The sequence below is a fragment of the Labrys sedimenti genome, assembly GCF_034424805.1.
GTDB lineage: Bacteria > Pseudomonadota > Alphaproteobacteria > Rhizobiales > Labraceae > Labrys > Labrys sedimenti.
Genome location: NZ_JAXOUF010000001.1, coordinates 83,379 through 99,521, shown reverse-complemented (window position 1 = coordinate 99,521; position 16,143 = coordinate 83,379). Strand labels below are relative to the sequence as shown.

General features: G+C 62.2%; 26 protein-coding genes. 1 reads left to right on the top strand and 25 read right to left on the bottom strand.

The window, feature by feature from the left end:
- Positions 1-81 precede the first annotated feature (81 nt).
- Positions 82-831, top strand: coding sequence for a pyridoxamine 5'-phosphate oxidase family protein (locus tag U1R88_RS00485; protein WP_322429517.1), 750 nt, complete (start codon positions 82-84; stop codon positions 829-831).
- Positions 832-929: 98 nt separating this feature from the next.
- Here the strand turns inward: U1R88_RS00485 and U1R88_RS00480 are convergent, their stop codons facing one another.
- The 25 genes from U1R88_RS00480 to rplB form a co-directional block, all read right to left on the bottom strand.
- The gene (locus U1R88_RS00480) at positions 930-2,240 is read right to left on the bottom strand and encodes a replication-associated recombination protein A (RefSeq protein WP_322430474.1); all 1,311 of its coding nucleotides are present in this window, start codon (positions 2,238-2,240) and stop codon (positions 930-932) included.
- Positions 2,240-3,634: a Do family serine endopeptidase gene (locus tag U1R88_RS00475; RefSeq protein ID WP_322429516.1), complete on the bottom strand. Its 1,395-nt coding sequence runs from the start codon at positions 3,632-3,634 to the stop codon at positions 2,240-2,242. The genes U1R88_RS00480 and U1R88_RS00475 overlap by 1 nt, the downstream gene beginning before the upstream one ends.
- A gap of 179 nt (positions 3,635-3,813) precedes the next feature.
- Positions 3,814-4,230 (bottom strand): 50S ribosomal protein L17, encoded by a 417-nt coding sequence (gene rplQ / locus U1R88_RS00470; RefSeq protein WP_068292128.1) that lies wholly within the window; start codon positions 4,228-4,230, stop codon positions 3,814-3,816.
- Between the two features lie 39 nt (positions 4,231-4,269).
- Positions 4,270-5,301 (bottom strand): DNA-directed RNA polymerase subunit alpha, encoded by a 1,032-nt coding sequence (locus U1R88_RS00465; RefSeq protein ID WP_202908501.1) that lies wholly within the window; start codon positions 5,299-5,301, stop codon positions 4,270-4,272.
- 67 nt (positions 5,302-5,368) lie between these two features.
- Positions 5,369-5,761 carry a 30S ribosomal protein S11 gene (gene rpsK, locus U1R88_RS00460; RefSeq protein WP_068292125.1) on the bottom strand — a complete coding sequence of 131 codons (393 nt, stop codon included), beginning with the start codon at positions 5,759-5,761 and terminating at the stop codon, positions 5,369-5,371.
- A 59-nt stretch (positions 5,762-5,820) separates the two neighbouring features.
- The gene (gene rpsM / locus U1R88_RS00455; protein ID WP_068292123.1) at positions 5,821-6,189 is read right to left on the bottom strand and encodes a 30S ribosomal protein S13; all 369 of its coding nucleotides are present in this window, start codon (positions 6,187-6,189) and stop codon (positions 5,821-5,823) included.
- Positions 6,190-6,406: 217 nt separating this feature from the next.
- Positions 6,407-6,997: an adenylate kinase gene (locus U1R88_RS00450; RefSeq protein ID WP_322429515.1), complete on the bottom strand. Its 591-nt coding sequence runs from the start codon at positions 6,995-6,997 to the stop codon at positions 6,407-6,409.
- The gene (gene secY / locus U1R88_RS00445; protein WP_322429514.1) at positions 6,997-8,337 is read right to left on the bottom strand and encodes a preprotein translocase subunit SecY; all 1,341 of its coding nucleotides are present in this window, start codon (positions 8,335-8,337) and stop codon (positions 6,997-6,999) included. The genes U1R88_RS00450 and secY overlap by 1 nt, the downstream gene beginning before the upstream one ends.
- A 76-nt stretch (positions 8,338-8,413) precedes the next feature.
- A complete protein-coding gene (rplO, locus tag U1R88_RS00440) occupies positions 8,414-8,893 on the bottom strand; it encodes a 50S ribosomal protein L15 (protein WP_068292112.1) in 480 nt (159 codons plus the stop codon).
- A 12-nt stretch (positions 8,894-8,905) separates the two neighbouring features.
- Entirely contained in the window at positions 8,906-9,097 is a 192-nt protein-coding gene (rpmD, locus tag U1R88_RS00435; RefSeq protein ID WP_068292106.1) for a 50S ribosomal protein L30, read from the bottom strand.
- Positions 9,098-9,113: 16 nt separating this feature from the next.
- The gene (gene rpsE / locus U1R88_RS00430) at positions 9,114-9,671 is read right to left on the bottom strand and encodes a 30S ribosomal protein S5 (RefSeq protein ID WP_068292104.1); all 558 of its coding nucleotides are present in this window, start codon (positions 9,669-9,671) and stop codon (positions 9,114-9,116) included.
- A gap of 12 nt (positions 9,672-9,683) precedes the next feature.
- Positions 9,684-10,046, bottom strand: a complete 363-nt coding sequence (gene rplR, locus U1R88_RS00425; protein WP_068292101.1) for a 50S ribosomal protein L18 — start codon at positions 10,044-10,046, stop codon at positions 9,684-9,686.
- A gap of 12 nt (positions 10,047-10,058) precedes the next feature.
- Positions 10,059-10,592 (bottom strand): 50S ribosomal protein L6, encoded by a 534-nt coding sequence (gene rplF / locus U1R88_RS00420; RefSeq protein WP_322429513.1) that lies wholly within the window; start codon positions 10,590-10,592, stop codon positions 10,059-10,061.
- Between the two features lie 17 nt (positions 10,593-10,609).
- On the bottom strand, positions 10,610-11,008 hold the full coding sequence (rpsH, locus tag U1R88_RS00415; RefSeq protein ID WP_068292097.1) for a 30S ribosomal protein S8: 399 nt from the start codon (positions 11,006-11,008) through the stop codon (positions 10,610-10,612).
- Between the two features lie 12 nt (positions 11,009-11,020).
- Positions 11,021-11,326: a 30S ribosomal protein S14 gene (rpsN, locus tag U1R88_RS00410; RefSeq protein WP_068292095.1), complete on the bottom strand. Its 306-nt coding sequence runs from the start codon at positions 11,324-11,326 to the stop codon at positions 11,021-11,023.
- Positions 11,327-11,368: 42 nt separating this feature from the next.
- Positions 11,369-11,956 carry a 50S ribosomal protein L5 gene (gene rplE, locus U1R88_RS00405; protein ID WP_068292092.1) on the bottom strand — a complete coding sequence of 196 codons (588 nt, stop codon included), beginning with the start codon at positions 11,954-11,956 and terminating at the stop codon, positions 11,369-11,371.
- The gene (gene rplX / locus U1R88_RS00400; RefSeq protein WP_068292089.1) at positions 11,949-12,266 is read right to left on the bottom strand and encodes a 50S ribosomal protein L24; all 318 of its coding nucleotides are present in this window, start codon (positions 12,264-12,266) and stop codon (positions 11,949-11,951) included. Before rplX ends, rplE begins: the two co-directional genes overlap by 8 nt.
- A gap of 1 nt (position 12,267) precedes the next feature.
- On the bottom strand, positions 12,268-12,636 hold the full coding sequence (rplN, locus tag U1R88_RS00395; protein WP_068292087.1) for a 50S ribosomal protein L14: 369 nt from the start codon (positions 12,634-12,636) through the stop codon (positions 12,268-12,270).
- A gap of 336 nt (positions 12,637-12,972) precedes the next feature.
- Positions 12,973-13,224 carry a 30S ribosomal protein S17 gene (gene rpsQ / locus U1R88_RS00390; protein ID WP_068292084.1) on the bottom strand — a complete coding sequence of 84 codons (252 nt, stop codon included), beginning with the start codon at positions 13,222-13,224 and terminating at the stop codon, positions 12,973-12,975.
- 11 nt (positions 13,225-13,235) lie between these two features.
- Positions 13,236-13,439, bottom strand: coding sequence for a 50S ribosomal protein L29 (gene rpmC / locus U1R88_RS00385; RefSeq protein ID WP_068292078.1), 204 nt, complete (start codon positions 13,437-13,439; stop codon positions 13,236-13,238).
- A gap of 10 nt (positions 13,440-13,449) precedes the next feature.
- Positions 13,450-13,863, bottom strand: a complete 414-nt coding sequence (gene rplP, locus U1R88_RS00380; RefSeq protein WP_068292075.1) for a 50S ribosomal protein L16 — start codon at positions 13,861-13,863, stop codon at positions 13,450-13,452.
- Between the two features lie 30 nt (positions 13,864-13,893).
- Complete coding sequence (gene rpsC, locus U1R88_RS00375; protein ID WP_322429512.1) at positions 13,894-14,604, bottom strand: 30S ribosomal protein S3; 711 nt, start codon at positions 14,602-14,604, stop codon at positions 13,894-13,896.
- Positions 14,605-14,614: 10 nt separating this feature from the next.
- Positions 14,615-14,995, bottom strand: coding sequence for a 50S ribosomal protein L22 (rplV, locus tag U1R88_RS00370; RefSeq protein WP_068292065.1), 381 nt, complete (start codon positions 14,993-14,995; stop codon positions 14,615-14,617).
- Between the two features lie 3 nt (positions 14,996-14,998).
- Positions 14,999-15,277, bottom strand: coding sequence for a 30S ribosomal protein S19 (gene rpsS, locus U1R88_RS00365; protein ID WP_068292063.1), 279 nt, complete (start codon positions 15,275-15,277; stop codon positions 14,999-15,001).
- A gap of 11 nt (positions 15,278-15,288) precedes the next feature.
- Entirely contained in the window at positions 15,289-16,122 is an 834-nt protein-coding gene (gene rplB / locus U1R88_RS00360) for a 50S ribosomal protein L2 (protein ID WP_068292059.1), read from the bottom strand.
- Positions 16,123-16,143 lie beyond the last annotated feature (21 nt).

Genomic DNA, 16,143 nt, shown 5'->3' with positions numbered 1-16,143 from the left:
ATTCTTTTATCCAAATTGGATCTTTCCTGGACCAATGCGATGGCGCACCTTGTGCATGTTCATCGTTGAAAGCAAGGCATCATGAAGGAACAGGAAGCAACATCGGACCGCTTCGGCGTCAGTGCCCGCAATCGCCTGAAGCGGCGCCATGATCGTGGCCGCTATGATCACGAGGCGGTTTATGCCGTGCTCGATGCCGGCTTCATGTGCCATGTCGCCTATGTCATCGACGGACAGCCTTATTGCACACCGACCATTCACTGGCGCGAGGGCGACTGGCTCTACTGGCACGGTTCCTCGGCCAGCCGCATGCTGCGCAATCTCAAGGGCGGCACGCCGGTCTGCCTGACGGTCTCGCATCTCGACGGCTTGGTGCTGGCGCGCAGCGGCTTCAATCATTCGGCCAATTACCGCTCGGCGATCTGTTTTGGCACCGCCCGCATCATCGACGAGCCGGATGAGAAGGCAAAGGCGTTGCTCGGCGTCGTCGATCGCTTTTTTCCCGGGCGTGCCGCGGAACTGCGCCAGACGCATGCGCAGGAAAGCAAGGCGACCATGGTGATCGGCATGCGCATCGAGGAGGCCTCGGCCAAGGCCCGCGCCGCCGGCGTCGGTGACGACGAGGAGGATTACGGCCATCCGGTCTGGGCCGGCGTCATCCCGGTCCAGACGATGATCGGCACGGCCGAGCCCTGCCCGCGCCTGCTGCCGGGCATGGGAAAGACGGCAGGCCTGGCTGGCTATCGCGCCGGGCGACGTCTCGACGAAGCCTTGCTCGAGGCCCAGGAACTCTATGAGGGTGATGAGGAAGTAGCCGAATTGGCAGACTGAGCGCCCAATCTGGGATCGCAGGCGTCTCGTCTACCCTTGGAAACGCTCCGTGTTGAGAGGAGGAAGGCGCAGCCAAGACTCCTGCGGCCCCAGGAAGACTATCCTTCGCCGCGCTCGCGGCGGATCTTGTCCCAATACTCCAGCCGCTTGCGGATCTCGCGCTCGAAGCCGCGCTCGACCGGATCATAGAACTGGCGCCGCCCCAAAGCATCGGGGAAATAATTCTGGCCGGAGAACGCTTCGGGCTCGTCATGGTCGTAGCGATAGCCCTGGCCGTAGCTTTCGGCCTGCATCAGCTTGGTCGGCGCGTTGAGGATGATCTTGGGCGGCATCAGCGAGCCCCCCTCCTTGGCAAGGCGCATCGCCGCCTTGTAGGCATTATAGGCCGCGTTCGACTTCGGCGCCGTCGCCACATAGATCACCGCCTGGGCGATGGCGAGCTCGCCCTCCGGGCTGCCAAGGAAGTCATAGGCATCCTTGGCGGCATTGGCGATCACCAGGGCCTGCGGATCGGCGAGGCCGATATCCTCTACCGCCATGCGCACCACCCGCCGCGCGATGAAAAGCGGATCTTCGCCCGCATCGAACATGCGCGCGAGATAATAAAGCGCCGCGTCAGGGTCGGAACCGCGCACCGATTTGTGCAGGGCCGAGATCAGATTGTAGTGGCCATCGGCCGACTTGTCATAGATCGGCGCCCGGCGCTGCAGCACCTGCTGCAGCTTGGCCGCGGTAAAGACCTCGCCTGGTTTGGCCGCGCGCCAGGCCTCCTCGGCAAGGGTGAGGCTGGCCCTGCCGTCGCCATCGGCCATGCGCACCAGCACCGCCCTCGCCTCCTCGTCAAGAGGCAGTTTCCTGCCCTCGACTTCCTCGGCACGGTCGAGGAGACTGAGGATCGCCGCGTCGTCCAAGGCATTGAACACCATCACCCGCGCCCGAGACAGCAAGGCCGCATTGAGCTCGAAGGACGGGTTTTCGGTAGTGGCGCCCACCAACGTCACGGTGCCGTCCTCCATCACCGGCAGGAAGCCATCCTGCTGGGCCCGGTTGAAGCGATGGATCTCGTCGACGAAGAGCAGTGTGCCGCGCCCCATCATCCGCCGCGAGCGCGCCGCCTCGAACACCTTCTTCAGATCGGCGACGCCGGTGAAGATCGCCGAGATCTGTTCGAAGGCGAGATCGGTCTCGCCAGCCAGCAGGCGCGCCACCGTGGTTTTGCCGGTGCCGGGTGGGCCCCAGAAGATCAGGCTGCCGACGGAGCCAGACGCCAGCAGACGCGTGAGCGCGCCCTCGGCACCGACGAGATGATCCTGCCCCGCCACCTCGGAGAGATGCTTGGGGCGCATCCTGTCGGCCAGCGGCCGTGGCGCCCCCTTCTCCAGTCCCGCTGCCGAAAATAGATCCGACATCATCCCCCCAGGATCGTCGAGATTTGCTGGCCATCCCTGCTGATGGTGATGCGCCACAACCGTCGCGGTTCCTGCACCAAGGCGTCCAACGCCTTGGCATCATCGACCTTCTGGCCGTTGATCACCTGGATTACGTCCTTCTTCTGAAAGCCGAAATTGGCCGCGGCGCTGTCGTCCTCGACATTGGTGATCACCACGCCATTGGTATCGAGCGGCATGCCCAGGGTCTCGGCCATGGCCGGCGAGAGATTGGCGACCGTGGCGCCGCTGAGCGGCGAGCGACCCTGCAGAACGGTCTCGTCGCGCGGCGTCGTCTCCGGCGCTGCCGCAAGCTTGACCGAAACCTTCAGCCGCTCGCCCTTGCGCAACACATCGAGCTGCGCTTCGCCCCCCAGAGGCTTGGTCGCGAAGCGATAGCCGAACTCGTCGGGATCGGAAACCGCAGCGCCGTCGACGGCCAGCACGACATCCCCCGTCTGCAGCCCCCCCTCGGCTGCCGGCCCGTTCTTGGCAACCTCGGTCACCAGGGCACCGGACGGCCGCTCCATCGACAGGGACTCGGCGATCTCGGACGAAACGCTCTGCATGCTGGCGCCGATCCAGGGGCGCAGCACCCGATCGGAACCGGCCTGGGCCGAGGCCACCACCACCTTCACCATGGCGGCGGGAATGGCAAAGCCGATGCCGATATTGCCGCCCGAGCGCGACACGATCGCGGTGTTGATCCCCACCAGCTTGCCGTTGAGATCCACCAGGGCTCCGCCCGAATTGCCCGGATTGATGGCTGCATCGGTCTGGATGAAGGACTGGAAGTCCGACTGGCCGACCTGGCTGCGCGCCAACGCCGATACGATGCCGGAGGTCACCGTCTGGCCGACACCGAAGGGATCGCCGACGGCGAGCACGAGGTCGCCCACCTGAACCTTGTCGGAATCGGCGAAATCAAGCGTGGCGAGATCGCCCTTCACACCCTTGAGGCGGAGTACGGCAAGATCGGCGCGCTGGTCCTTGAGGATGATGTCGGCGTCGAACTCCCGCTTGTCGGACAGGGCAACGCGGACCTGCGTGGCATTGGCGATCACGTGATAATTGGTGACGATCATGCCGTCCTTGGCAACGATCACCCCCGAGCCCAGCGAGCGCTCCACCCGTTCGCGCGGTGCCGCTCCGCCGCCGAAGAACTGGCGGAAGAAGGGGTCGTTGAACATCGGATTGGCCTGCGCCTTCTCGACATGCTGGGCATAGACGTTGACCACGGCCGCAGTGACGCTCTTCACCACCGGGGCGAAGGACAGCTTCACCTGTGCCGCACTTTCGGGCACAACGCTTTCCTGGGCCTGCGCCGGCACGAGGCCGGCAAGGAGCACGAAGGCGGCATAGGACAGTCGGCGCATGAATGGACTCCGAATGGGACGGCTTGGTCAGCTTCGCAAACCCTTCTGGACCAGATCATCCGCGAAGCCAATGGTGCAAATGTGGTCTTTGGGAGCGCGGACTTCCAGTCCGCGCTCCAAGCAAAAAGGGCGGCGCTTGCGCACCGCCCTTTTCGAATGTTCCTTCGCCGTCGAACGGATCAGGCCGCCTCGGCCTGATCCTCGGCAACCGGACCGGAGTCCTGGCCCTTGGCCGAGACGTCACGATCGACGAACTCGATCACGCCGATTGGCGCGGAATCGCCATGGCGGAAACCGGCCTTCAGCACGCGGGTGTAACCACCCTGACGGTCCTTGTAGCGGGTCGCCAGCACGTCGAAGAGCTTCCTGACGATGGTCTCGTCCTGAAGCGTCGCAATGGCCTGGCGGCGGGCATGCAGGTCGCCCCGCTTGCCGAGGGTGACCAGCTTCTCGACGATCGGACGCAGGTCCTTGGCCTTGGGAAGCGTGGTGACGATCTGCTCATGCTTGATGAGCGAGGCCGCCATGTTCTCGAACATCGCCTTGCGGTGTTCGGCGGTACGATTGAATTTGCGGTGAGCCTTGCCGTGACGCATTGCCCTGTTCCTTCAAGTTTGGCAGCGCGATGCGCCAGATCAATAATGTTCTTCGAAGCGCTTGGCGAGCTCTTCGATGTTTTCCGGCGGCCAGCCGGGCACTTCCATGCCCAGATGAAGACCCATCTGAGCCAGCACTTCCTTGATCTCGTTCAAGGACTTGCGGCCGAAGTTCGGCGTACGGAGCATTTCCGCTTCCGTCTTCTGGATCAGGTCGCCGATATAGACGATGTTGTCGTTCTTCAGGCAATTCGCCGAACGGACCGACAGTTCCAGCTCGTCCACCTTCTTGAGCAGCGCCGGGTTGAAGGCGAGCTCCGGAATGGCCGGGGCCTCGGATTCCTTCTTCGGCTCCTCAAAGTTGACGAAGACTTCGAGCTGGTCCTGGATGATGCGGGCCGCGAAGGCCAGCGCGTCTTCCGGGGTGATCGAGCCATTGGTCTCGACCGTCAGCGTCAGCTTGTCATAGTCGAGGATCTGGCCTTCACGGGTGTTTTCCACCTTGAAAGCCACCTTCTTCACAGGCGAATAAAGGCTGTCGACCGGAATGAGACCGATCGGGGCATCCTCGGGCCGGTTGCGGTCAGCCGCGACATAGCCCTTGCCGGTGTTGACCGTGAACTCCATGCGAATCTCAGCGCCCTCGTCCAGCGTGCACAGCACGTGCTCCGGATTGAGGATCTGGATGTCGCCGGTGGTCTGGATATCGCCAGCGAAGACCTGACCCGGACCCTGCTTCTTCAGCACGATCCGCTTGGGGCCTTCAGCGCCCATCTTGACGGCGACTTCCTTGATGTTGAGGACGATATCGGTCACGTCCTCACGCACGCCGGGGATCGACGAGAACTCGTGCAACACGCCATCGATATGCACCGAGGTCACGGCCGCACCCTGCAGGGACGACAGCAAGACACGGCGCAGCGCATTGCCCAAAGTCACGCCAAAGCCACGCTCCAGCGGCTCGGCAACGGCAGTTGCCTGGCTCTTCGGATCTTCTCCCGGAGTCACTTCGAGCTTTTGGGGCTTGATAAGTTCCTGCCAGTTCTTCTGAATCACGACGACACCCTTCAATCGGTCTCGGTGCGGCCAATAAGCCCGGCTCGCTCGAATAGCGGCCGGGCCATCTCAAATCGCGAAATTAGACGCGACGACGCTTGCGCGGGCGGCAACCATTATGCGGAATTGGCGTCACGTCGCGGATCGACGTGATCGTGAAGCCCGACGCCTGCAAGGCGCGCAGAGCCGATTCACGACCCGAACCCGGACCAGAAACTTCAACTTCCAGCGTGCGCATGCCATGCTCGCTGGCCTTGCGGCCGGCGTCTTCTGCGGCCATCTGCGCGGCATAGGGGGTCGACTTACGCGAACCCTTGAAACCCATCGTGCCCGACGAGGACCAGGCAATCGTGTTGCCCTGGGCGTCGGTGATGGTGATCATGGTGTTGTTGAAGCTCGAATTGACGTGAGCAACGCCAGAAACGATATTCTTGCGCTCGCGACGGCGAACGCGACCAGCGGCTTCTTTTGCCATAGTACGGATCCTTCAAGCGCGCCCGTTGCACCAGGCGCTCGGGATTGAATGAAAACGAATTACTTCTTCTTGCCGGCGATCGGCTTTGCCTTGCCCTTGCGGGTGCGGGCATTGGTATGCGTGCGCTGGCCACGAACGGGCAAGCTGCGACGATGGCGCAGACCGCGATAGCAGCCCAGGTCCATCAGACGCTTGATGTTCATCGCGACGTCGCGACGAAGATCACCTTCCACGATGTAATCGCGGTCGATGGTTTCGCGAATCTGCAGGACCTCCTGGTCCGACAGCTGGTGGACACGGCGCTCAGGCGCAATGCCGACCTTGGCAACGATCTCCTTGGCTTTGGCGGGGCCAATGCCGTGGATGTATTGCAGCGCGATTTCGACACGCTTGGCAGTGGGAATGTTGACACCAGCGATGCGGGCCACGTTCCGGTCTCCAAATCTTTGATCCGGCGTAGGGCCGAATATCAGTTCAATCATCGCCGGCGAACCGGCAGCGCAAAAACGAGCCGTTCGCTCTGACCGAGCGATCGACCCGCGCGTCTTTGACGTGAGAGCCGTCTTCTAGAGATTCTCTGCGAAGACGTCAACTCGTAAAGACAAACTTCATGCATATCGCCTCACGGCGTATGCGGGTGGCGAATCAGACCGAGACCGCCGCCAGTGTGGTGTCGATCTCGCGAGTGACCTCGTCGATCGACTTCATCGCATCGATGGCGCGAAGATCGCCGCTCTTGCGATAATAGTCAGACAGCGGTGCCGTCTGGGCGCGATAGGCTTCAAGACGGGTCTTGAAGGCTTCCGCATTGTCGTCAGGCCGCACCTTCTCGCCGCGAGCGATCGTTTCGGCGGCGCGCTTCTCGATACGCGACAGCAACACAGACTCGTCGACCACGAACTCGATCACGGCGTCAAGGCGCAAGCCCTTCTCCGCCAGCATGCGGTCGAGGGCGGAGGCCTGCGCCACGGTGCGAGGGAAACCATCGAGGATGAAGCCATTGGCCGCATCCTTTTCCTCGATGCGGTCGGCGACGATGCCGACGACGATGTCGTCCGAAACCAGCCCACCGGAATCCATAACGACCTTGGCCTTCAGCCCAACCGGCGTACCGGCCTGCACGGCCGCACGCAACATGTCACCCGTCGAGAGCTGCGGAATGCCGTGCTTCTCCGACAGCCTGACAGCCTGGGTTCCCTTGCCCGCCCCCGGCGGTCCCAGCAGAATGAGCTTCATCAGCGACGGCTCCCCCTCAGCTTGGTCTTGCGTACCAGCCCTTCATACTGATGGGCAAGCAGATGGCCATGAACCTGGGCCAGCGTGTCCATCGAGACGCTCACCGTAATGAGCAGAGATGTACCGCCCAGCACGAAGGGAATCGAGGGAACCATATAATTCTGAATTTCCGGGACCATGCAAACCAGGGCGATATAGATCGCACCGACCACGGTGATGCGCGTGAGCACATAGTCGATGAACTTGGCGGTGTTCTCGCCCGGGCGGATACCAGGAATGAAGCCGCCATGCTTCTTGAGATTGTCGGCCGTCTCGGTCGGATTGAACACGATTGCCGTGTAGAAGAAGCAGAAGAACACGATCAACAGCGCGTAGAGCACCATGAACAGCGGCTTGCCGTGATTGAGATAGATCGAGATATTCGCCAGCCAGGAATTCGGGTTGCCCTGCGCCACGAAGGCAGCGGCCGTGGTCGGCAACAGCAGCAGCGACGAAGCAAAGATCGGCGGAATCACGCCCGAAGTGTTCAGCTTAAGCGGCAGATGCGAAGACTGCCCCTCATAGAGGCGGTTGCCGACCTGGCGCTTGGGATACTGGATCAGCAGACGACGCTGCGCACGCTCGAAGAAGACGATGGCCAGCACGACGGCAACGGCGACGGCGACCGAGACCAGCAGAGTCACCGGCGACATGCCGCCGGTCCGCGCGAGATCGAGCATCTGGCCCAGATGCGCCGGGAACTCGGCGACGATGCCTGCCTGGATGATCAGAGAGGTACCGTTGCCAATGCCGCGCGAGGTGATCTGCTCGCCCAGCCACAGCAGGAACATGGTGCCGCCGACCAGCGTGATCGTGGTCGAAATCTTGAAGAACAGTCCGGGCGCGAGCACAATGCCCCCCTGCCCGCCCTCAAGCCCGATGGCGATGCCCCAGGCCTGCGCAGTCGCCAGCACCACCGTGAGGTAGCGCGTATACTGGTTCATGATCTTGCGACCCTGCTCGCCCTCTTTCTTGAGGGCTTCGAGCTGGGGCACCACCGTCGTCAACAGCTGGATGATGATCGAGGCGGAGATATAGGGCATGATGGCGAGCGCAAAGATCGCCATGCGCGAAACAGCGCCGCCCGAGAACATATTAAAGAGGCCGAGAATACCGCCGGCCTGGCCGTCGAAGGCAGACTTATAGGCTTCGGGATTGATTCCGGGCAGCGGGATGTAGGTTCCCAGCCGATAGATGACCAACGCACCAAGCGTAAACCAGATACGCTTCTTGAGTTCGTCAGCCTTGGAGAACGAACTCCAATTGATGCTCGCAGCAAGCTGCTCCGCCGCCGATGCCATGTGGTGCTCCGCCGTGTCGAAAGCGCGCCAAAAAAGGTGCGGCCCGCCAGACGAGGCGAGCCGCTCTCATATAGGATCAGGCTTCCGCCTTTGCCACAGCCTTCAGCACCTTGACGGAACCGCCGGCCTTTTCGACCGCGGCCACGGCGCTCTTGGTCGCACCGGCGACCTCGAAGGCGAGCTTGGCCTTGATCTCGCCGCGGCCGAGCAGGCGCACGCCATCCAGCACGCGACGGATCACGCCAGCCTGCACCAGGGCTTCGGCGGTGACCGGAGCCTTGGCGTCGAGCTTGCCGGCGTCGACGGCAACCTGGATACGGTCGAGGTTCACCTCGGCGAAGTCCAGGGCGAAGATGTTGTTAAAGCCACGCTTCGGCAGGCGGCGATGCAACGGCATCTGACCACCTTCGAAGCCCTTGATGGCGACGCCGGTACGCGAGGTCTGACCCTTGACGCCACGGCCGCCGGTCTTGCCCTTGCCAGAACCGATACCGCGTCCGACGCGGATACGGGCCTTGGTAGCGCCTTCATTGTCGCGAAGATCGTTGAGTTTCATCGTCGCGTCTCCTTACTCGGCCTCGACCACGCGGACGAGGTGGCCGAGCTTGGCGATCATGCCACGCACGGCCGGCGTATCTTCCAGCGTGCTCTTGCGGCGGATCTTGTTAAGGCCCAGGCCGACGAGGGTCGCGCGCTGGTCCGAGGTACGGCGGATCGGGCTACCGATCTGCTCGACCGTAACGGTCTTGGTCTTAGCCATTGCTCATCCCCTCCGATCAGTCCGTCGACTCGGCGTCGATGCCCTGACGGCGGCTCTGGATCTGCGACACCTTGAGGCTGCGGCGAGCCGCGACCGAACGCGGGCTGTCCTCATGCTTCAGGGCGTCGAAAGTGGCGCGCACCAGGTTGTAGGGGTTGGAAGACCCCAGCGACTTGGCGACGACGTCATGCATGCCGAGCGATTCGAACACGGCACGCATCGGGCCGCCGGCGATGATGCCGGTACCGGCCGGAGCGGCGCGCAGGATGACCTTGCCGGCGCCATGACGACCATTGACGTCATGATGCAGGGTGCGGCCTTCGCGCAGCGACACGCGCACTAGGCCGCGCTTGGCCTGGTCGGTCGCCTTGCGGATGGCTTCCGGCACTTCGCGAGCCTTGCCATGGCCGTAGCCGACACGACCCTTCTGGTCACCGACGACGACGAGCGCCGCAAAACCGAAGCGCTTGCCGCCCTTCACCACCTTGGCAACACGGTTGATGTGGACTAGGCGGTCCACGAACTCGCTGTCGCGCTCTTCGCGCTGACGATCACGTTCACGTTCACGAGCCATAGAATCCGTTCCTTAGAAGTTGAGGCCGCTTTCGCGGGCCGCATCAGCGAGCGCCTTGACGCGCCCGTGGAAGATGTAGCCGCCGCGATCGAAAAAGACGTCCTTGACGCCCTTGGCAACCGCACGCTCGCCAAGGAGCTTGCCGATTACCTTCGCGGCCTCGATGTCGGCGCCCGTCTTCAAGCTGCCGCGCAGGTCCTTTTCGAGGGTCGATGCAGAAACCAGCGTATTGCCGTTCGCATCGTCGATGACCTGAGCGTAGATGTGCTTGGAAGAGCGGAAAACCGAGAGGCGCGGCCGTCCGTTCGCCACCGAGCGCAGCTGCCGGCGGACACGCGCCTTACGGCGCTCAAGAGCTTGCCTTGTAGTTGCCATGGATTGGCTCCGTTACTTCTTCTTGCCTTCCTTGCGGAAGATGAATTCGCCAGCATACTTGACGCCCTTGCCCTTGTAGGGTTCGGGGCCGCGATATTCGCGGATCTCAGCCGCGACCTGGCCAACCTTCTGCTTGTCGATACCCGACACGACGATTTCCGTCGGCTTGGGCGTCACCACGGTGATGCCTTCCGGGATCGGATAATCGACGTCGTGCGAATAGCCGAGCGACAGCTTGACGACCTTGCCGGCAACGGCGGCCTTGTAGCCGACGCCGTTGATTTCGAGACGCTTCTCGAAGCCCTGCGTCACGCCGACCAGGATGTTGGACACCATGGTGCGCGACATGCCCCACTGGGAGCGGGCGAGCTTGGAATCGTCCTTCGGGTCGACCTTGAACGCACCATCCTTGAACTCGACCGCGATGAGGTCGGGAATGGTGAAGAACAGTTCGCCCTTGGGGCCCTTGGCCTTGACGGTCTGGCCATCCAGGCTGGCGGTGACGCCAGCAGGAACGGCAACCGGCTTCTTACCGATACGAGACATTCTAACTCTCCCCCGGCTCAGAACACGGTGCAGATCACTTCGCCACCGACATTGGATTCACGAGCCTGATGATCGGCCATGACACCACGCGGGGTCGAAACGATGGACACGCCCAGTCCGTTAGCGACGCGCGGAATGTCCTTGACGGACACGTAGACGCGGCGGCCGGGCTTCGAGACGCGGGCGATCTCGCGGATCACCGGGGCGCCATCATAATATTTCAACTCGATCTCGAACTCGCTGCGGCCGTTGCCGAAATCGGTAACGGTGTAGTTGCGGATATAGCCTTCCGCCTGCAGCACATCGAGAACGCGAGCGCGCTGGCCGGAACCGGGCGTCGAAACGCTGGTCTTGCGGCGCATCTGCGCGTTACGGATACGGGTCAGCATATCGCCGACAGGATCATTGATCGCCATGACGATATCTCCTCACCAGCTCGACTTCACGAGGCCGGGAACCAGCCCCTTGGAACCGAGTTCGCGCAAAGCAATACGCGACATCTTCAGCTTGCGGTAAACGGCGCGCGGGCGGCCGGTCACTTCGCAACGGTTGCGCACGCGCTCCTTGGCGGAGTTGCGCGGCAGTTCCGAGAGCTTCAGACGAGCGGTGAAGCGCTCTTCCATCGACAACGACTCGTCATTGGCGATGGCCTTCAAGCGGGAGCGGCGGCCAGCATACTGCTTGGCGAGCTTTTCGCGGCGCTTGTTCTTCTCAATCGAACTTTTCTTAGCCATGTAGGTCTCCAACGTTCCGCGTTTGAGGGCGGATCAACCGCCTCACTGCCGGAAGGGGAAGTTCATCAACTTCAGAAGCGCACGCGCTTCCTCATCGGTCTTGGCCGTGGTGCAGACGACGATGTCCATACCCCAGACTTGATCGACCTTGTCGTAGTTGATCTCGGGGAACACGATGTGCTCCTTGAAGCCCATGGCATAGTTGCCACGGCCATCGAAGCTCTTCGGGTTGAGGCCACGGAAGTCACGAACACGCGGCAGCGCGATCGTCACCAGGCGGTCGAAGAACTCATACATGCGAGTCTTGCGAAGGGTGACCTTCGCGCCGATCGGCATGTTCTCACGCACCTTGAACTGCGAGATCGCCTTGCGAGCCCGCGTGATCACCGGCTTCTGACCCGCAATGAGAGCAAGGTCGGCGGCCGCAACGGTGACCTTCTTGGTGTCGGCGGTGGCTTCGCCCACGCCCATGTTCAGCACGATCTTGGAGATCGTGGGGACTTCCATCGGGTTCTTGTAGCCGAACTGCTTGATCAGCTCGGGACGAACCACGTCATTGTAATAGGCCTTCAGACGCGGCGAATAGGCATCGCCATTCGCGGTCTCGGCCGTGGCTGGGGACTTAGCCATCGATCTGCTCTCCCGAACGCTTGGCGACGCGAACCTTCTTGCCGCCATCGAGAACCTTGAAGCCGACGCGGGTCGGCTTGCCATCCTTGGGATCGGCAATGGCGACGTTCGACAGGTGGATCGGCGCTTCCTTCGAAACCACGCCGCCTTCCTGGCTCGCGGTCTGGCGCTGATGGCGACGCACGACGTTCACGCCGCGGATGATCGCACGGTTCTCTTCCGGGAACACCTGGATCACTTCACCGACACGGCCCTTGGAGCGGCCGGTCATGACGACGACCTTGTCGCCCTTCTTGATCTTGGCGGCCATGTTACAACACCTCCGGAGCCAGAGAGATGATCTTCATGTGGTTCTTGGCGCGCAGCTCGCGCGGAACCGGCCCGAAGATGCGGGTGCCGATCGGCTCTTTCTGATTGTTGATCAGCACGGCCGCATTGCGGTCGAAGCGGATCACCGAACCGTCGGGACGACGGATGTCCTTGGCCGTACGCACGACCACGGCCTTCATCACATCACCCTTTTTGACGCGCCCGCGCGGAATGGCTTCCTTGATCGAAACGACAATAACGTCGCCGACGGAAGCATATTTCCGCTTCGAGCCGCCCAAAACCTTGATGCACATCACGCGTCGGGCACCAGAATTGTCCGCGACGTCGAGATTCGATTGCATCTGAATCATGACGTACCCTCTTATTCTTCGCAGGCTGGTATCCGCACGCAGCGGACCCGGCCCAACCTCGGGTTTGGCAGCAGGATCGAAACCCAACCGCCGTGAAGCTCGCCGCCTGCTCGGCTTTGAGCCCACTTCGCCAGCCTTGCAGCCGGCAAATCACTAACAAGCACGAAAGCGCGGCCAAGGCGGTGGAGACCTCCACCCCTTTCGCCAACGCTCCAGGAAAGCCGGTCTTCTAGCGATTCCTTCGGCCAATCACAAGCACAAAGCCGGCTTCCGCCGGCTTTTATTTTACCGTGTCGGCGCGAAGGCGCTGGAACGCCTCCCTGCCCTGCCAGACGATCAAGCCTTGGCTGCTTCCGCCGCCTGGTCGACGACGACCCAGCGCTTCAGCTTCGACATCGGGCGACCCTCTTCGATCCACACGATATCACCGACCTTATGGCCGTTGCTCTCGTCATGAGCATGGTAGTTCTTGGTGCGACGCACCGTCTTCTTCAGCAGCGGATGGGTGAAGCGGCGCTCCACCTTCACCACAATCGTCTTGTCGTTCTTGTCAGAGACGACGACGCCTTGCAGGACGCGCTTGGGCATGAATTATCTCCTCAAGCCTTGGCTTTGGTCGCGGCCTTCTGGCTCTGAACCGTCTTGATCTTGGCGATAGTGCGGCGAACCTTGCGCACCTCGGCCGTGTTTTCGAGCTGACCCGTGGCCTTCTGGAAGCGCATGTTGAACTGCGACTTCTTCTGCTTGGCGAGTTCATCGGCAAGCTGGTCGTCGGACAGCACCTTGATGTCTTGAATCTTCATGGTGTTTTCCTCACTCAGCAATGCGCTGGATGATGCGGGTCTTGATCGGCAGCTTGGCGGCAGCGAGGGTCAGGGCGGAGCGAGCGATTTCCTCGCTCACACCATCCAGCTCGAACATGATGCGCCCCGGCTTGACACGGGCGACCCAATGATCGGGAGCACCCTTGCCCTTACCCATGCGCACTTCAGCCGGCTTTGCCGAGACCGGCACGTCCGGAAACATGCGGATCCATACACGGCCCTGGCGCTTCATCTCACGGGTGATCGCACGACGAGCGGCTTCGATCTGACGCGCGGTGATACGTTCGGGTTCCAGGGCCTTCAGACCGAACTGGCCGAAGTTCAGGAGCGCGCCCGAAGAGGCCACACCGTGAATGCGGCCCTTGAACTGCTTACGGAATTTAGTGCGCTTGGGTTGCAACATGGTTCTATTCTCTCAACTCCCGCAAGCCGCTCACGCAGCTTCGTGACGGGGGCGCGAAGACGAACGGCCGGTGTCGGCCTCCGCCAGGCGCTTGTCCTGGGCCATCGGATCGTGCTCGAGGATTTCGCCCTTGAAGATCCAGACCTTGATGCCGCACGTACCGAAGGTAGTGAATGCCGTCGCCGTGCCGTAATCGACATCGGCGCGCAGCGTATGCAGCGGCACGCGACCTTCGCGATACCACTCCAGACGCGCGATTTCAGCGCCACCCAGACGGCCCGAGCAATTGATACGGATGCCTTCGGCGCCCAGACGCATGGCCGACTGCACGGCACGCTTCATGGCGCGGCGGAACGCAACGCGACGCTCCAACTGCTGAGCGATCGAATCCGCAACCAGGGTCGCATCCACTTCGGGCTTGCGCACTTCAACGATGTTGATGTGCACTTCCGAGGTGGTGAGCTTCGACACGGCCTTCTTCAGCTTGTCGATGTCGGCGCCCTTCTTGCCGATCACGATGCCCGGACGAGCCGAGTAGATCGTGACGCGGCACTTCTTGTGCGGACGCTCGATGACGATGCGCGACACGGCGGCCTGCTTCAGGAGCTTCATCAGCGCCTGGCGGATCGCAATGTCCTCGTGCAGCAGCTTGCCATATTCGCCCTTGTTGGCGAACCAGCGGGAATCCCAGGTCCGGTTGATGCCCAGACGCAGGCCGATCGGATTAACTTTCTGTCCCATCGTTTGCTCCTTACGCCTTGGCTTCGACCTGGCGGACGACGACCGTCAGGTTGGAGAAGGGCTTCTCGATGCGCCCTGCCCGGCCGCGGGCGCGGGCATGGAAACGCTTGATGACGAATGCCTTGCCGACATAGGCTTCGGAGACGATCAGATCGTCCACGTCGAGGCCATGATTGTTTTCGGCATTGGCAATGGCGCTTTGCAGCGTCTTCTTCACGTCGGTGGCGATGCGCTTGCGCGAGAAGGTCAGGTCGGCCAGAGCCGAGTCCACCTTCTTGCCGCGGATCAGGGACGCGACGAGATTGAGCTTCTGCGGCGAAACGCGCAGCATGCGCGCAACCGCCTTCGCTTCATTGTCAGGCAGGGCCCGTTCGGACTTCGGCTTGCCCATGACTTACTTCCTCTTCGACTTCTTGTCCGCCGCGTGACCATAGAAGGTCCGGGTCGGAGCAAACTCGCCGAGCTTCATACCAACCATGTCTTCGGTCACCTGCACCGGGACATGCTTCTGGCCGTTGTAGACGCCAAAAGTCACGCCGATGAAGTGCGGCAGGATGGTGGAGCGACGGCTCCAGGTCTTGATGACCTCGCTGCGGCCGGAGCCGCGCGCGGCATCCGCCTTTTTCAGGAGGTACCCGTCGACAAACGGGCCTTTCCAGACTGAGCGGGACACGGGTGGTCTCCTTACTTCTTCTTAGCGTGACGGGACGAGACGATGAACTTGTTCGTCGCCTTGTTCGAACGCGTCTTCTTGCCCTTGGTCGGCTTGCCCCAGGGCGTGACAGGGTGACGGCCACCCGAGGTACGGCCTTCACCGCCACCATGGGGATGGTCGATCGGGTTCATGGCAACACCGCGGACGGACGGCTTGACGCCCAGCCAGCGCGAACGACCCGCCTTACCGAGCGAGATGTTCATGTGGTCCGGGTTCGACACCGCACCCACCGTGGCAAAGCAGCTCGACAGAACCAAGCGCTGCTCGCCCGAGTTCAGGCGCAGGATGACATAGGCGCCATCGCGGCCGGCGATCTGGGCATAGCTGCCGGCAGACCGGGCCACCGAACCGCCACGGCCGAGCTTGAGCTCTACATTGTGGACGATGGTGCCTACCGGCATCGCCGACATCGGCATGGCATTGCCCGGCTTCACGTCGGCCGAGGCGGCGGCAATCACCTTGTCGCCGACAGCCAGACGCTGCGGAGCCAGGATGTAGGCCTTCTCGCCATCGGTGTAGTCGATCAGCGCGATGAACGCCGTGCGGTTGGGATCGTACTCGATCCGCTCGACCGTACCTTCGACATCGAGCTTGCGGCGCTTGAAGTCAACGATGCGATAGGCCCGCTTATGCCCGCCCGACTTGCGGAACGAGGTAATGCGGCCCGTGTTGTTGCGGCCACCCGACTTGGTCAGGCCCTCGGTCAAGGTCTTGACCGGAGCGCCCTTGTACAGGGCGGAACGGTCGACCAGCACGAGCTGGCGCAGGCCCGGCGTAACCGGCTTGTATTTCCTGAGAGCCATTGGTCTCTCTCCCTTTCCGGC

Coding starts and splice junctions, on each gene's coding strand:
- rplB (WP_068292059.1), bottom strand. CDS start 16,122: ATGGCTCTCAGGAAATACAAGCCGGTTACGCCGGGCCTGCGCCAGCTC.
- rplV (WP_068292065.1), bottom strand. CDS start 14,995: ATGGGCAAGCCGAAGTCCGAACGGGCCCTGCCTGACAATGAAGCGAAG.
- U1R88_RS00475 (WP_322429516.1), bottom strand. CDS start 3,634: ATGCGCCGACTGTCCTATGCCGCCTTCGTGCTCCTTGCCGGCCTCGTG.
- secY (WP_322429514.1), bottom strand. CDS start 8,337: ATGGCATCGGCGGCGGAGCAGCTTGCTGCGAGCATCAATTGGAGTTCG.
- rpsC (WP_322429512.1), bottom strand. CDS start 14,604: ATGGGACAGAAAGTTAATCCGATCGGCCTGCGTCTGGGCATCAACCGG.
- rpsN (WP_068292095.1), bottom strand. CDS start 11,326: ATGGCTAAGAAAAGTTCGATTGAGAAGAACAAGCGCCGCGAAAAGCTC.
- rpsH (WP_068292097.1), bottom strand. CDS start 11,008: ATGGCGATCAATGATCCTGTCGGCGATATGCTGACCCGTATCCGTAAC.
- rpsK (WP_068292125.1), bottom strand. CDS start 5,761: ATGGCAAAAGAAGCCGCTGGTCGCGTTCGCCGTCGCGAGCGCAAGAAT.
- rplO (WP_068292112.1), bottom strand. CDS start 8,893: ATGAAACTCAACGATCTTCGCGACAATGAAGGCGCTACCAAGGCCCGT.
- U1R88_RS00485 (WP_322429517.1), top strand. CDS start 82: ATGAAGGAACAGGAAGCAACATCGGACCGCTTCGGCGTCAGTGCCCGC.
- rplX (WP_068292089.1), bottom strand. CDS start 12,266: ATGGCCGCCAAGATCAAGAAGGGCGACAAGGTCGTCGTCATGACCGGC.
- rpmC (WP_068292078.1), bottom strand. CDS start 13,439: ATGAAGATTCAAGACATCAAGGTGCTGTCCGACGACCAGCTTGCCGAT.
- rplR (WP_068292101.1), bottom strand. CDS start 10,046: ATGGCAACTACAAGGCAAGCTCTTGAGCGCCGTAAGGCGCGTGTCCGC.
- rpmD (WP_068292106.1), bottom strand. CDS start 9,097: ATGGCTAAGACCAAGACCGTTACGGTCGAGCAGATCGGTAGCCCGATC.
- U1R88_RS00480 (WP_322430474.1), bottom strand. CDS start 2,240: ATGTCGGATCTATTTTCGGCAGCGGGACTGGAGAAGGGGGCGCCACGG.
- rplQ (WP_068292128.1), bottom strand. CDS start 4,230: ATGCGTCACGGCAAGGCTCACCGCAAATTCAATCGTACCGCCGAACAC.
- rplE (WP_068292092.1), bottom strand. CDS start 11,956: ATGGCTAAGTCCCCAGCCACGGCCGAGACCGCGAATGGCGATGCCTAT.
- rplN (WP_068292087.1), bottom strand. CDS start 12,636: ATGATTCAGATGCAATCGAATCTCGACGTCGCGGACAATTCTGGTGCC.
- rplF (WP_322429513.1), bottom strand. CDS start 10,592: ATGTCTCGTATCGGTAAGAAGCCGGTTGCCGTTCCTGCTGGCGTCACC.
- rplP (WP_068292075.1), bottom strand. CDS start 13,863: ATGTTGCAACCCAAGCGCACTAAATTCCGTAAGCAGTTCAAGGGCCGC.
- rpsQ (WP_068292084.1), bottom strand. CDS start 13,224: ATGCCCAAGCGCGTCCTGCAAGGCGTCGTCGTCTCTGACAAGAACGAC.
- rpsE (WP_068292104.1), bottom strand. CDS start 9,671: ATGGCTCGTGAACGTGAACGTGATCGTCAGCGCGAAGAGCGCGACAGC.
- U1R88_RS00450 (WP_322429515.1), bottom strand. CDS start 6,997: ATGAAGCTCATTCTGCTGGGACCGCCGGGGGCGGGCAAGGGAACCCAG.